This is a genomic window from Stutzerimonas sp. KH-1 (genome assembly GCF_054483855.1).
The window spans coordinates 1,128,506-1,141,856 of the sequence record NZ_CM137011.1 but is presented as its reverse complement, the minus strand read 5'-3'; the positions used below and the strand labels follow the sequence as shown (position 1 = coordinate 1,141,856).

Here is a 13,351-nt window from a genome sequence, read left to right as displayed (position 1 = left end):
ACGCTCCGGGCGTACCATTCGCAGCTGGACAGAAAAATGATCCTGGTCGGCACGTATCGGCCAGGACACCCACCTTCCGCCGTGGTACGCACTCGATGACTGAGCAGATCCCCGTTCGTGATGTAACCCCCCCGTCCAAGGCTGAAGCGTCAGCCGACCTTTATGCCGCGCGTGAAAAGATCTATACCCGAGCCTTCAGCGGTGTATTCCGCAACCTGCGACGCGTAGGCGGCGCCGTACTGTTCGTCCTCTTTTTTGGAACCGTGTGGCTCAACTGGAACGGCCGTCAGGCTGTCTGGTGGGACCTGCCGGACCGCAAATTCCATATCTTCGGGGCGACGTTCTGGCCCCAGGATTTCATGCTGTTGTCGTGGCTGCTGATCATCTGCGCCTTCGGCCTGTTCTTCATCACCGTGTTCGCCGGCCGCGTCTGGTGCGGCTACACCTGCCCACAAAGCGTGTTCACCTGGGTGTTCATGTGGGCCGAAAAGGTCACCGAGGGTGATCGTAACCAGCGAATGAAGCTAGACAAGGCGCCGATGAGCGCCAACAAGTTCTTCCGCAAGCTGGCCAAGCATGCGATCTGGCTGGGTGTCGGCATCCTGGTCGCCATAACCTTCGTCGGCTATTTCACGCCGATCCGTCAGCTGGTGCCCGATCTGCTCACCCTCAACGTCAATGGCTGGGCGGCGTTCTGGATCGGCTTTTTCACCCTTGCCACTTACGGCAGCGCCGGCTACCTGCGCGAGCAGGTGTGTATCTACATGTGTCCCTATGCTCGCTTCCAGAGCGTGATGTTCGACAAGGACACGCTGATCGTTTCCTACGATCCGCGCCGCGGTGAAAAACGCGGCCCGCGCAAGAAGGACGCCGACTACAAGGCGATGGGTCTTGGCGACTGCATCGATTGCACCATGTGTGTGCAGGTCTGCCCGACGGGCATCGATATCCGCGATGGCTTGCAGATCGAGTGCATCGGCTGCGCGGCCTGCATCGATGCTTGTGATGCCATCATGGACAAGATGAACTACCCTCGCGGGCTGATCAGCTACACCACCGAACACAACCTCTCCGGACAGAAGACCCACTTGCTGCGTCCGCGCCTGATCGGCTACGCGGTCGCGCTGCTGGCGATGATGAGCCTGTTCACCTATGCCGTGTATGATCGGCCGCTGGTGAAGCTGGATGTTCTGAAGGACCGCGTCCTCTACCGTGAGAACGAGCTGGGCAACATCGAAAACGTCTACACCCTGAAGGTGATGAACAAGGCTCAGCGCGAGCAGACCTTCGTCATCGAAGCGTCCGGCCTCGACGGCCTGGTCTATGAGGGGCGCAGCGAAGTGCGCGCCGAGGCAGGCGAACTGGTCACGATCCCGGTCGAGCTGTCCATCGCGCCCGAGAAGCTGCCCTCGAGCACCAACGAGATCGTCTTCCATATCCGCTCGGCGGACGACGAATCGATTAACGACGATGCCGATAGCCGCTTCATCGGCCCGAGCATCCGCTAAGCAAGGTAATACATGCGCTCTGACAACGAACAAACGCGTTGGTATACCCAGTTCTGGGCCTGGTTCGTCATCGCGATCCTGCTGATCGCCGTCGTGCTCGGCCTTTCGCTGCTGACCATCGCGATCCGCAACGCCGATACCCTTGTCGCTGACAATTACTACGATGCCGGCAAGGGCATCAACCAGTCGCTGGAACGCGAGAAACTGGCCGAGCGACTGGACATGCACGCCCGCCTCGTCCTCAACGACGAGCGCGGGCTGGCAGAAGTGCAGCTCAGCGGCGCGAGTCGCCCCCAACAGCTTATTCTCAACCTGCTCTCGCCAACCCAACCCGAGCGCGATCGCCGCATCATCCTGCAGCCGCAGGGTGACGGCTTTTATCAGGGGCAGATGCAGGAATCGGTAACCGGGCGACGCTTCATCGAACTGCTTGGTCGCGAAGGTGATCAGGACTGGCGTCTATACGAGGAAAAAACCATCGAAACCGGCCGCGCGCTCGAACTGAAGCCCTGAGCCACAGATGGCAACGCCTACTCCCTGCTACCACTGTGGTCTGCCGGTTCCGGCCGGCAGCCACTTCCAGGCCCGCCTGCTGGGCGAGACGCGGGCCTTATGCTGCCCGGGTTGCCAGGCAGTCGCTGAGGCCATCGTCAAAGGCGGACTGGAAAGCTACTACCAGCACCGCAGCGGTACGGCGATCAATCCCCAGGCACTTCCGCAGGAGCTCGGCGAAGAACTGGCGCTGTACGATCGCCAGGACGTCCAACAACCATTTGTCCAGCACCAGGGCGACCTGGCCAGCACGTTTCTGATGATCGAGGGCATCAGCTGCGCTGCCTGTGGCTGGCTGATCGAGCGCCATCTGCGCAACGTCAGGGGCGTTGCCGAGGCTAGCCTCAACCTGTCCAACCACCGACTGAACGTGCGCTGGAGCGACTCGGAGCTGCCGCTCAGCGAGCTGCTGGCCGAGCTTCGTCGCATTGGCTACGCCGCTCATCCCTACCGCGCCGATGAGGCCGCTGAACGCCTGGCTAACGAGAATCGCCGCTCGCTGCGCCAGCTCGGTGTCGCCGGTCTGCTGTGGATGCAGGTGATGATGGCCACCATGGCGACGTGGCCCGAGTTCAATCTCGACCTGTCGGAGAGCTTCTTCGTCACCCTGCGCTGGACCGCCCTGCTGCTGACGACCCCTATAGTCTTCTACTGCTGCACGGACTTCTTCAAGGGGGCGCTGCGCGACATACGCACCCGTCATCTGACCATGGACGTTTCCGTGTCGCTGGCCATCGGCGGTGCCTACGTCGCAGGCATCTGGTCGACGATCACCGGCCAGGGGGAACTCTATTTCGATGCGGTCGGCATGTTCGCCCTCTTTCTGCTGGCTGGACGCTATCTTGAGCGAAGGGCCCGCGAGCGGACCGCAGCCGCCACCGCGCAGCTGGTCAACCTGCTGCCGGCTTCGTGCCTGAGGCTTGATGCGCAGGGCCATAGCAGCCGTATTCTGCTCAGCGAACTGCAACTGGGCGATCAGGTGCTGGTGCAACCTGGCGGACTGATTCCAGCGGATGGCACGATCGTCAGCGGTCAATCCAGCGTCGATGAATCACTGCTCACTGGCGAGTATCTGCCGCTGCCACGAGGTGCAGGCGATGCCGTCACTGCCGGCACCCTGAATGTGGAAGGTCCGTTGACCATCGAAGTCCAGGCGCTGGGAGACGACACCCGCCTGTCCGCCATCGTCCGGCTGCTGGAGCGGGCACAAGCGGACAAACCGAAACTGGCAGAGCTGGCCGATCGGGTTGCACAGTGGTTCCTGCTGGTGGTCCTGGTCGTGGCTACCGTTGTCGGTCTGGTCTGGTGGCAGATCGACCCGCAACGGGCGTTCTGGATCGTTCTCGCGCTGCTGGTGGCGACCTGCCCATGCGCGCTGTCGCTGGCGACCCCTACCGCCCTCACCACGGCAACCGGAACCCTTCACAAGCTCGGCCTGCTGTTGACTCGCGGGCACGTCCTGGAGGGGCTCAATCAGATCGACACAGTGGTGTTCGACAAGACCGGCACCCTGACCGAGGGGCGCCTCACGCTCAGCGCCATACACCCCCTCGGTGCCCTCGATGCCGATGCATGCCTGGCGCTGGCCGCCGCCCTCGAGAACCGCTCCGAGCATCCGATCGCCCGCGCCTTCGGACGTGCGCCGTTGCCAGCGGAGTCGGTCGAAACCGTGCCAGGCCTCGGCCTTGTGGGCAGCGTCGACGGACGCGTGCTGCGTATTGGCCAGCCGAGCTTCGTGGCAGAAGGCTACGGTAATCCACCCCCATCGATTCCCGGAGAAATGGGGCAATGGCTGTTGCTCGGCGATGACCACGGGCCACTCGCCTGGCTGGTGCTGGACGACCGGCTGCGTGACGACGCACCAGCGCTGCTCGATGCCTGCCGGGGTCGTGGCTGGAAGACGCTCCTGCTTTCCGGCGACAGCTCACCGATGGTTGGCCAGATCGCTGCCGAGCTGGGCATCGACCAGGCCGAGGGCGGCCTGACCCCCGCGGCAAAGCTTGCCAGACTGCAAGCACTGCAGGCACAAGGACATCGGGTGCTGATGCTCGGTGATGGCGTCAACGACGTGCCAGTTCTGGCCGCTGCCGATATCAGTGTTGCCATGGGCTCGGCTACCGATCTGGCGAAGACCAGCGCTGACGCGGTGCTGCTTTCGAACCGTCTTGGCAGCCTGGCGCAGTCGTTCGAGGTTGCACGCCGCAGCCGGCGCATCATCATCGAAAACCTCGTCTGGGCGAGTCTGTACAATGGCCTGATCCTGCCGTTCGCCGCGATAGGCTGGGTCACTCCGCTTTGGGCGGCACTGGGCATGTCGGCAAGCTCGCTGCTGGTGGTATTGAACGCACTTCGGCTGACCCGCCTACCCAAGGCGCTCGGCTGACACATGCGGCTCAGACACCTCGATGCACGCGAGGTACTGGCCACGCATTTTTTCCGCGCTGAAGGCTTTCGCTTCAGCGCATGGAGGTCCCGATGGCGGCTTTGTATATCCTGATCCCTGTCGCAGTGGTCTTGGTGGCTCTGGCAATCTGGGTGTTCTTCTGGGCGGTGGACAGCGGCCAGTTCGACGATCTGGACGGACCGGCACACAGCATCCTGTTCGATGATGAAGAGCCGCAACGGCCGTCCAGCGGAGGCCCTCAGGAAACCGACGAGCAGCAGCAGGAGCAACGCAAAGGTGAATGAGCTGGCGCCCTTGCTGCTATCCGCCTGGGTGCTTGGGTTGCTCGGCGGTGGTCACTGTCTCGGCATGTGCGGCGGCCTCATGGGTGCCCTGACCATGGCCATCCCGCCGGAGCAGCGCGCCCGGCGTCTGCGTCTGCTGATCGCGTATAACTTGGGCCGCGTATTGAGCTATGCGCTTGCCGGCTTCCTCATCGGCCTGGCCGGCTGGGCCGTGGCAAAGAGCCCCGCGGCAATGACGCTGCGGGTCATCGCTGCCCTTTTGCTGATCAGCATGGGGTTGTACTTGGCTGGCTGGTGGAGCGGGCTGACTCGCGTCGAGGCCCTCGGCCGCGGCCTCTGGCGGCACATCCAGCCCGTTGCCAGTCGCCTGATGCCTGTGACCAGCGTTTCCAGAGCCCTGATTCTGGGCGCGCTTTGGGGCTGGCTGCCGTGCGGGCTGGTCTATAGCACATTGTTGTGGTCGGCCAGCCAGGGTGATGCGCTGGGCAGTGCCATGCTGATGCTGGCGTTCGGCATCGGCACCTGGCCGGTACTGCTTGCCACCGGCCTCGCCGCAGAACGCTTGACGACGCTGCTGCGCAAGCGCGGAGTACGTGTCGCCGGGGGCATCATGGTCATTCTGTTCGGCATCTGGACCATGCCCGGCCCGCATCAGCAGTGGCTGATGGGGCATGGCTCGGCTGCGTCGAATGGCAGCCACTCGCATTAGTCAATCGCCAGTGTGCCTCAAGGCTCCTTGGGTAGCTGGCGCTTGTGCGCCGTCTTGTCGTAGGTCTGGACGATGATGCGCGCCGCTTCCTCTGGCACTGGCTTGCCCTGCAGAAAGTCGTCGATATGGCGATAGGTCACGCCGTGTGCCGCTTCGTCGGGCTTGCCTGGGGACAGCTCCTCGAGATCAGCGGTGGGCACCTTGTGAACCAGCTGCTCCGGCGCACCTAGAGCCCCGGCCAGCTGGCGCACCTGATCCTTCACCAACCCCGCCAACGGCGTCAGATCACAAGCGCCATCGCCAAACTTGGTGAAGAAGCCCATCACCGCCTCCGCAGCATGATCGGTCCCGATGACCAGCCCTTGCCGGGCATTGGCAATGGTGTACTGCGCGACCATACGCATGCGCGCCTTGGTGTTGCCCAGCACGAAGTCGCGCTGCTCGGGACTCAGCGGTTCGAGGGCCTCGGTCGCTGCAGCCAGACCAAGCACAGCTGTACCGATGTTGACGGTGTGGCATTCGTCCGGCTTGATCGTGTCCACGGCGAGCTGCGCCTCATGCTCATCATGCTGGACCTGGTAAGGCAGACGAACCGCAATGAATCGGTAATCTCCTTCGCCAGCCGCCCGCATGCCCTCGACCGCGCGCTGGGCCAGCAACCCGGCAGTCGTGGAGTCGACCCCGCCACTGATGCCCAGCACCAGCGTCTTCATTCCAGACTCACGCAAACAGCGCTGGATGAAGGCCACGCGTCGGTCGATTTCGGTCTGAATCGCCTCGGGCCCGCTAAACGGTGCGCAGACGTTGAGCGCAGCTGCAATTTCTTGCTGGCGGCTGTGCATGAAACTCTCCTTGGCCTTGTGAGGCTCTGCTGATCAATACGATTCGATGTAATGTCCGACCACGGCTGCGGCGGAATCTTCGCGCCCGGAGGCATCGATTTGGTACCGCTGGCTAGGGTCAGACCAAGTTTGATACAGGTCAAGTCCGGTGCCAGGCGCTCCCCCTAGAATCCAGCGACCGCTGTCATGACCGGAAACACCACATGCTCGACTCCATTCGCTGGGATGCCGACCTGATCCGTCGTTACGATCAGATTGGCCCGCGTTATACGTCGTATCCGACAGCGGCCCAGTTCAACGACAAGATCGGATCCTTCGACCTCCTTCACGCGCTGCGCAGCAGCCGCCTGGCCGTGCATCCGCTGTCGCTGTACGTGCATCTGCCATTCTGTGCCAACGCCTGCTACTACTGCGGTCGCAACAAGGTCATCACCAAGGACCGGGGCCGTGCTCTCCCCTACCTGGAGCGTCTCGAAAAGGAGATCGAGCTGATCGCCTGCCACCTGAGCGCGGAGCAGGTCGTCGAGCAGCTGCACGTCGGAGGCGGTACCCCCACGTTTCTCAGTCATGACGAACTGCGAAGGCTGATGCGCCACCTGCGCCAGCATTTCCATCTGCAGGACGATGATCACGGGGATTTCAGCATCGAAATCGATCCCCGCGAAGCGGACTGGCCAACCATCGGTCTGCTCAGAGAACTTGGCTTCAATCGCCTCAGTATCGGCGTCCAGGATCTGGACCCTGACGTGCAGCGCGCGATTAACCGCATGCAGACCCTCGAACAGACCCGCACCATCATCGATGCGGCCCGCACGTTACAGTACCGCTCACTGAACATCGATCTGATCTACGGTCTGCCATTGCAGACCCCGGACCGCTTTGCCAGAACGGTCGAGGCCGTAATCGAGCTGCAGCCGGATCGCCTGTCCCTGTTCAACTACGTGCACCAGCCCGAGCGATTCACCCCACAGCGACGTATCGACCAGGCCGACCTGCCGTCCGTGGCCGATAAACTGACCATGCTCGAGCGCAGCATCGAGCAGCTCACCGATGCGGGATACCGCTACATCGGAGCGGATCACTTCGCACTGCCTGACGACGAGCTGGCAATGGCACAGGAAGACGGCAGCCTGCAGCGCAACTTCCAGGGCTACACCACCCATGGCCACTGCGATCTGATTGGTCTCGGCGTATCGGCAATCAGCCAGATCGGCGACCTGTACTGCCAGAACAGCGCGGATATCGCCGACTATCAGCATCAACTGGATCTCGGTCAATTAGCGACAGCCAGAGGTTTACGCTGCAGCCAGGACGACCGCATCCGCCGTGCCGTCATTCAGTCACTGATCTGCGACTTCGAACTGTCCTTCACCGCTGTCGAACATGCCTATGGCATTGACTTCAGGACGTACTTCGCCGAAGCCTGGCCAATTCTCGAGCAAATGGCGGCGGACGGGCTGCTCGAACTGACGCACAGCCACCTGATCATCCAGCCTGCCGGGCGCCTGCTGGTTCGCTCCATCTGCATGCTGTTCGATCACTACTTGCCCGAAGACGCCGTCCGTGGCCAATCGCACTTGATCTAGCCTTCCCAGAACCACCTGTCTCGAAGCCCCTGCGACCCTCGCGCCGATTGGCTATGGTCGACAAGCTGAGTTAACCTTGCGCGCTATAACCCGGTTTTCCAGGAAGCCCTCTATGTCCGAGTCGATCAAGGTCCGTGCGCAGCGGCAAGCTCACTGCAAGGATTGCAGCCTTTCCGGGCTCTGCCTGCCCCTGTCCCTGAACATGCAGGACATGGACGCGTTGGACGACATCGTCAAGCGCGGACGCCCGTTGAAGAAAGGCGAGACACTGTTCCGCCAGGGCGACGTGTTCAGCTCGGTGTTCGCGGTGCGCTCCGGGGCGCTGCGTACCTTCAGCGTGACCGATGGCGGCGAGGAGCAGATCACCGGCTTCCACCTGCCCAGCGAGCTGGTCGGCCTGTCGGGCATGGACACGGAAAGCTACCCGGTCACGGCCCAGGCGCTGGAAACCACATCGGTATGCGAAATTCCTTTCGAGCGACTCGATGAACTGAGCGTGCTGCTGCCGCAACTGCGCCGCCAGCTGATGCGTATCATGAGCCGCGAGATCCGCGACGATCAGCAGATGATGCTCTTGCTGTCGAAGAAGACCGCCGATGAGCGCATCGCCACCTTCCTGATCAACCTCTCGGCGCGCTTCAGTGCGCGGGGCTTCTCGGCCAACCAGTTCCGCCTGCCCATGTCGCGCAACGAGATCGGCAATTATCTGGGCCTCGCGGTCGAAACCGTATCCCGCGTATTCACCCGCTTCCAGCAGAACGGCCTGCTCGAAGCCGAGGGCAAGGAGGTGCGCATTCTGGATTCCATCGGACTGTGCGCCCTCGCCGGCGGTGCCATGGACGTCTGAGTCACCGAGTCTTTGGAGTAGTAACCCGATGATCTTCGACGAATTCAGCATCAAGACCCTGATCCGCCCGGTGCCGGATTTTCCGCAGCCGGGCGTAATCTTTCGCGATATCACCCCTCTTTTCCAGTCGCCGAAAGCGCTGCGCATGGTGGCTGACAGCCTAATCCAGCGCTACGTGGAAGCCGACTTCACCCATATCGGCGCACTCGACGCCCGCGGTTTTCTGATCGGTTCGATCCTCGCATATGAGCTGAACAAGCCACTGGTGCTGTTCCGCAAGCAGGGCAAACTGCCCGCAGACGTGCTGTCGCAGGCCTATTGCACCGAATACGGCGAAGCGCACCTGGAGATCCATGCCGACAGCCTGTGCGAAGGCGATTCGGTACTGCTGTTCGATGACTTGATCGCCACCGGCGGCACCCTCCTCGCCGCTGCCCAGCTGGTGCGACGCATGCGAGCCAGCATCCATGAAGCCGCTGCGATCATCGACCTGCCCGAGCTCGGCGGATCGCAGAAGTTGCAGGACATTGGCATTCCGACCTTTACCCTGACCGCTTTCGCGCTGAGCGACCGCTGATCAGTTACGGCCTCGACGAGGAGCCGCTGTGCCAATGACTCTCTGGCGCTGCCTGCTGATTCTTGCGCTTGCCTGGACCACACCAGCACTGGCACTGGACCGTGACGCCCTGCTGGATGAGGCGAATGTTCTGCTGCTGCCGCGTGAGCGTGTGATACCTCCGCTAACGCTGATCGACCAGGATGGCCAGCAGTTCGACACCCGGTCATTGCAGGGACGCTGGCATATTCTTTTCTTCGGATTCACCGCCTGCCCGGACATCTGTCCGACAACGCTGAGCGACATGCGCCGACTGTTCGGCCAGCTACCGAGCGATACCCGCGAGCGGTTGCAGCTGGTATTGATCACTGCCGATCCTGCGCGCGATACACCGCAGCAGCTGAAGACCTATCTCGATTACTACCGCGCGGGCTTCAGCGGCCTCACCGGCGAAATGGAGCAACTACAGCAGCTGTCCAGGGCGCTCGGCCTGCCGTTCGTGCCGGCGAACGAGACTCAGGGCGACTACAGCGTCAGCCACAGCGGCAATCTGGCGCTGGTGGGCCCCGACGGCGCCCTGCGTGGGCACATTCGCGCCCCACTCATGCTCGATGGACTGCAGCGAGCGCTACCGCGGATCGTCGATACCGAGCACTGAACAAGCCGCTGATGTTGACTGCGAGGCGATCAGTGGCAATCCAGAGTGTCGGCCAGCACATAGGCCTGAAAGGCGACCTCATCGATCCACTGCCGTGTCAGTTCCGCCAGGCTGCCGTCCGCGGACCAGCGAGCGATGAGCGCGTCGAGCTCCTGCTGTAGCTTGGTGTCGTCGGCAACCAGGCGAAGCTGCCGCTCGGCGTTGCCCAGCGCAGGCAGCAGTCGCTTGTAGCGACGCCATTCCGGCAAGGTGGCCAGCTCCGTCAGTAAGCCTTCATCCTCGACCACCGCCACGCATTCGCCGAGCTTTAGGCCGATAAGTGCGTGCGCTGTGCTGGGATACTGCCGCGGAGATGCCGCAAAGCGTTGGCGCAGCAGTGGCGCATAGGGGCTTGCATTGCTGACGCAGACCGGCTGACCGTGAAGATCGGCCCAGCCGGCGGGCCCCGCCTCGGTCGCGACGAGCGCGGCAGGCACGGCGCGATAGTAGGCACTCGCGCCACGCGGCAGGCTGGCATCCATGCGCACGGCGGCCTCTCCTTCCGACACCACGAGCTGCACCGGACGCCCGAGCTCGGCGCCGAGCTGCTCGGCCAGCGCCGACTCGAAACTCTCCGTCTCGCTACTCGAGAGTACACGGTGTTCGGGCAGCGCTATCGGCAGCGGCTCGGCCAAGGACGCAGCTGGCACCAGCAAGGCGAGCCACAGAACGATGCGTGACGAAGCAGGCACGGGCCAATCCTAGACGTACTGGTAGCGCAGCATTCGCTGCTTGAACTTCTCCAGCACCACCTGATCGATCAGGGTCGCGAGAATGGCGATCACCAGGATGTTCATCATGACCCCCACCATATCGGCGATCTCCCCGGAGTAAGCCAACGAGCGACCCAGGCCCTGACCGAAACCGATCAGCATCTCGGCGGAGATGAGTGCACGCCAGGCATTACCGAAGGCCAGCTGGGCACCAGTGATCAGCTCTGGCATCACCGCCGGCAGGTAGACGCGGCGCAGCAGCTGCCAACGCGAAGCACCCATCACCCGTGCGGCCGAGACATGCACTGGCTGCACGCTCTCGGTGGCATTCATCACCGAAAGCGCCATCGGGAAGAACGCCGCCAGCGCCACCACGACGATGATCGGCAGGTTGCCGAAGCCCATCACGATGAGGAACAGCGGCACCCAGGCGATCGACGGAATCGACTGCAGGATGACAATGGCCGAGCGCAGGATCTCGCGGAAGAAGAACAGTACGCCCCCAACCAGACCGAAACCGATGCCGAACAGCAAGGCGAAACCATAACCACTGCCCAGGCGGCTCATGCTGCCGTACAGGCCTTCGCGGAACTCCGCTTGCTGGATCGTGGTGATCAGACGCTCGACGACGGTCGGGATACCCGGCATGAGGAACGCAGGCAGGCTCCAGGCCGCCACCTGCCAGATCAGCAGAATGAACAGGATGGCCAGAACGACGGCGAGGTATTTCTTCGGGCCGGTTAGACGACGAGCCTGACTCATGGGTGCGCTACCTCCGTCTTGATGCCCAGCAGGCTGAGGATTTCCTTACGCTCGGCAGCGAAGTCCGACAGGTCGTGGCTTTTTTCGCAATGGGTGAAATTGAACGTCTTGAGCACCCGAGTCGGCCGCGCACTGAACACCAGCACATGATCGGCCAGATACAGGGCTTCATCGACGTCATGGGTAACCAGCAGCACGGTCGGCTGATGCTCCTCGATCAGCTCGCGCAGCACATCCTGCAGCGCCATGCGAGTCAGTGCATCGAGGGCGCCGAACGGCTCGTCCAGCAACAGCACCTCGGGCTTGGCAATAAAAGCCCGGGCCAGGGCGGTACGCTGGCGCATGCCACCGGAAACCTGGTGCGGATAGTAGTGCTCGAAGCCATTGAGCCCGACACGCTCGAGCCAGACGCGCGCCTGCTCAAAGGCCTCGCCCTTGGCCACGCCCTGCAGCTCGAGCGCCATGGCCACATTGCCCTGCAGGCTGAGCCAGGGATACAGCGCATGCTCCTGGAACACCAACGTTCGCCGCGGGCTCGGCTCGGTGATCGGCTTGCCATCGGCAAGCACGCGGCCAGCGCTGGGCTTCTCCAGCCCCGCAACCAGATGCAACAGGGTCGACTTGCCACAGCCTGAAGGCCCGACCAATGCAACCAGCTCGCCCTGGGCGAACTCGCCGCTGAACCCCTTGATGACTTCGAGCTGCCCGAAGCGCTTGTCTACTTCTTCAAACCTGAGTTGCATAAAAATCCGCAAATCCAGAAACGAAATTGCCCGGCAATGCGGGCGATGCAAACGGCCCGGCGCAAGGCCGGGTCCGTGTGATACCAAACAGAGGGAGCGATCAGAGCTGGCGAGCTTCCTGCCAGGACAGATCGACGATGGCACTGGTGTCGAACGGCTTGCCATCGCGGGTCTTCAGCGAACCGAGCTCCTGCAGAATGTCCGCCAGCTCCTGAATGCGCGCCAGATCGTCCTGGCCAAGCTTGGCGCTGAAGGTCTGGGTGCCGATCGCCTCCTCGATCACCACCTCGCGAGCGAGCTCACCACGCTTGAGCGTTTTCAGCGTCGGTTCGGCGATGAAGTAGTCGGCGATCAGCTTGGCTGCCTCGGCTGGCTGCTTGTCGAGCATCTCGATGGCATCGCGCTGAGCATCCAGCGACTTCCAGACGGCGTCCTTGCGCTTGGCCAGGGTGTCGCCGGAGGTGATCACAACCATGCACGGGAACGGCCACACTTCACCGATCTCGTAGACCTGCTGAACCGGTGCAACCAGCTGCGCGATGCGATCGTATGGCTCGAACAGGAAGGCGGCATCGACACGTCCGGAGACCAGCGACTGCACCGCAACGGCCGGGCTGACACCCATGATGTTGACGTCGCTCGGCTTGAGCTCTGCGCTTTTCAATGTCACGCCGCGCAGCACCGCATCGGCCGTGCTTCCTTCTTTCTGGGAGGCAAGGATCTTGCCCTTCAGGTCCGCAACCTTCTCGATGCCCGAACCCTCAAGCGCCACGATGGAGTGGTAGCCCTGCTGAGCACCGCCCACGACCTTGAGATCTGCGCCTTTGGAAGCCCAGGCTACCGCATTGGTGAAGCCGAGCACGCCGGTATCCAACTGCCCGCCAACGATCGCCTTGATCAGATCGGTACCGGAGCTGAACTCGATCAGCTCGACATCAAGGCCGTGCTTCTTATACAAGCCAGCCTCATGTGCAACCATGGCCTGGGCATCGTCCATCACGCGGATGTAGCCAACCTTGAACTTCTCCTGCGCCTGAGCAAACGCGCTCAGCAACAGCAGAGCCGGAACCAGCCAATGCTTTGCTTTCATTTCGACCTCGATTCGAATAGCCAGTACATATAACCAGAACGAAGGACTATATTCGTTT

14 protein-coding genes are annotated in these 13,351 nt (G+C 62.4%); 9 read left to right on the top strand and 5 right to left on the bottom strand.

Annotated elements, in window-relative coordinates; all coding sequences use genetic code 11:
- Positions 1-95: 95 nt before the first annotated feature.
- The 5 genes from ccoG to ACX1DW_RS05570 all read left to right on the top strand — a co-directional run bounded on the left by ccoG (position 96) and on the right by ACX1DW_RS05570 (position 5,457).
- Positions 96-1,508: a cytochrome c oxidase accessory protein CcoG gene (gene ccoG, locus ACX1DW_RS05590; RefSeq protein ID WP_110777320.1), complete on the top strand. Its 1,413-nt coding sequence runs from the start codon at positions 96-98 to the stop codon at positions 1,506-1,508.
- 12 nt (positions 1,509-1,520) lie between these two features.
- Positions 1,521-2,021, top strand: coding sequence for a FixH family protein (locus tag ACX1DW_RS05585; protein ID WP_133456978.1), 501 nt, complete (start codon positions 1,521-1,523; stop codon positions 2,019-2,021).
- A gap of 7 nt (positions 2,022-2,028) precedes the next feature.
- Positions 2,029-4,443 (top strand): heavy metal translocating P-type ATPase, encoded by a 2,415-nt coding sequence (locus tag ACX1DW_RS05580; protein ID WP_458992976.1) that lies wholly within the window; start codon positions 2,029-2,031, stop codon positions 4,441-4,443.
- A 92-nt stretch (positions 4,444-4,535) separates the two neighbouring features.
- On the top strand, positions 4,536-4,748 hold the full coding sequence (ccoS, locus tag ACX1DW_RS05575; RefSeq protein WP_063543407.1) for a cbb3-type cytochrome oxidase assembly protein CcoS: 213 nt from the start codon (positions 4,536-4,538) through the stop codon (positions 4,746-4,748).
- Positions 4,741-5,457, top strand: coding sequence for a sulfite exporter TauE/SafE family protein (locus tag ACX1DW_RS05570; protein WP_458992975.1), 717 nt, complete (start codon positions 4,741-4,743; stop codon positions 5,455-5,457). The genes ccoS and ACX1DW_RS05570 overlap by 8 nt, the downstream gene beginning before the upstream one ends.
- A gap of 17 nt (positions 5,458-5,474) precedes the next feature.
- Here ACX1DW_RS05570 and nadE read toward each other — a convergent pair whose 3' ends face one another.
- Complete coding sequence (nadE, locus tag ACX1DW_RS05565) at positions 5,475-6,299, bottom strand: ammonia-dependent NAD(+) synthetase (protein ID WP_102841313.1); 825 nt, start codon at positions 6,297-6,299, stop codon at positions 5,475-5,477.
- A gap of 203 nt (positions 6,300-6,502) precedes the next feature.
- Here nadE and hemN point away from each other — a divergent pair, with 203 nt between their 5' ends.
- The 4 genes from hemN (at position 6,503) to ACX1DW_RS05545 (ending at position 9,946) form a co-directional block, all read left to right on the top strand.
- Positions 6,503-7,885, top strand: a complete 1,383-nt coding sequence (hemN, locus tag ACX1DW_RS05560) for an oxygen-independent coproporphyrinogen III oxidase (protein WP_458992974.1) — start codon at positions 6,503-6,505, stop codon at positions 7,883-7,885.
- A gap of 112 nt (positions 7,886-7,997) precedes the next feature.
- Entirely contained in the window at positions 7,998-8,732 is a 735-nt protein-coding gene (gene fnr, locus ACX1DW_RS05555) for a fumarate/nitrate reduction transcriptional regulator Fnr (protein WP_003301790.1), read from the top strand.
- 28 nt (positions 8,733-8,760) lie between these two features.
- A complete protein-coding gene (locus ACX1DW_RS05550; RefSeq protein ID WP_063543415.1) occupies positions 8,761-9,309 on the top strand; it encodes an adenine phosphoribosyltransferase in 549 nt (182 codons plus the stop codon).
- A 28-nt stretch (positions 9,310-9,337) separates the two neighbouring features.
- Positions 9,338-9,946 carry an SCO family protein gene (locus ACX1DW_RS05545; RefSeq protein WP_458992973.1) on the top strand — a complete coding sequence of 203 codons (609 nt, stop codon included), beginning with the start codon at positions 9,338-9,340 and terminating at the stop codon, positions 9,944-9,946.
- Positions 9,947-9,975: 29 nt separating this feature from the next.
- Here the strand turns inward: ACX1DW_RS05545 and ACX1DW_RS05540 are convergent, their stop codons facing one another.
- The 4 genes from ACX1DW_RS05540 to ACX1DW_RS05525 form a co-directional block, all read right to left on the bottom strand.
- Complete coding sequence (locus tag ACX1DW_RS05540; protein ID WP_458992972.1) at positions 9,976-10,677, bottom strand: type 2 periplasmic-binding domain-containing protein; 702 nt, start codon at positions 10,675-10,677, stop codon at positions 9,976-9,978.
- 9 nt (positions 10,678-10,686) lie between these two features.
- A complete protein-coding gene (locus ACX1DW_RS05535; RefSeq protein WP_102841317.1) occupies positions 10,687-11,460 on the bottom strand; it encodes an ABC transporter permease in 774 nt (257 codons plus the stop codon).
- Positions 11,457-12,203, bottom strand: a complete 747-nt coding sequence (locus ACX1DW_RS05530; protein WP_102841318.1) for an ABC transporter ATP-binding protein — start codon at positions 12,201-12,203, stop codon at positions 11,457-11,459. Before ACX1DW_RS05530 ends, ACX1DW_RS05535 begins: the two co-directional genes overlap by 4 nt.
- A 100-nt stretch (positions 12,204-12,303) precedes the next feature.
- Positions 12,304-13,293, bottom strand: coding sequence for an ABC transporter substrate-binding protein (locus tag ACX1DW_RS05525; RefSeq protein ID WP_063543425.1), 990 nt, complete (start codon positions 13,291-13,293; stop codon positions 12,304-12,306).
- Between the last annotated feature and the right edge of the window lie 58 nt (positions 13,294-13,351).

Excerpts from the sequence above, each read along its gene's own strand:
- ccoG (WP_110777320.1), top strand. The coding sequence starts at position 96 with ATGACTGAGCAGATCCCCGTTCGTGATGTAACCCCCCCGTCCAAGGCT.
- ACX1DW_RS05535 (WP_102841317.1), bottom strand. The coding sequence starts at position 11,460 with ATGAGTCAGGCTCGTCGTCTAACCGGCCCGAAGAAATACCTCGCCGTC.
- ACX1DW_RS05580 (WP_458992976.1), top strand. The coding sequence starts at position 2,029 with ATGGCAACGCCTACTCCCTGCTACCACTGTGGTCTGCCGGTTCCGGCC.
- ACX1DW_RS05550 (WP_063543415.1), top strand. The coding sequence starts at position 8,761 with ATGATCTTCGACGAATTCAGCATCAAGACCCTGATCCGCCCGGTGCCG.
- nadE (WP_102841313.1), bottom strand. The coding sequence starts at position 6,299 with ATGCACAGCCGCCAGCAAGAAATTGCAGCTGCGCTCAACGTCTGCGCA.
- ccoS (WP_063543407.1), top strand. The coding sequence starts at position 4,536 with ATGGCGGCTTTGTATATCCTGATCCCTGTCGCAGTGGTCTTGGTGGCT.
- ACX1DW_RS05585 (WP_133456978.1), top strand. The coding sequence starts at position 1,521 with ATGCGCTCTGACAACGAACAAACGCGTTGGTATACCCAGTTCTGGGCC.
- hemN (WP_458992974.1), top strand. The coding sequence starts at position 6,503 with ATGCTCGACTCCATTCGCTGGGATGCCGACCTGATCCGTCGTTACGAT.
- fnr (WP_003301790.1), top strand. The coding sequence starts at position 7,998 with ATGTCCGAGTCGATCAAGGTCCGTGCGCAGCGGCAAGCTCACTGCAAG.
- ACX1DW_RS05530 (WP_102841318.1), bottom strand. The coding sequence starts at position 12,203 with ATGCAACTCAGGTTTGAAGAAGTAGACAAGCGCTTCGGGCAGCTCGAA.
- ACX1DW_RS05525 (WP_063543425.1), bottom strand. The coding sequence starts at position 13,293 with ATGAAAGCAAAGCATTGGCTGGTTCCGGCTCTGCTGTTGCTGAGCGCG.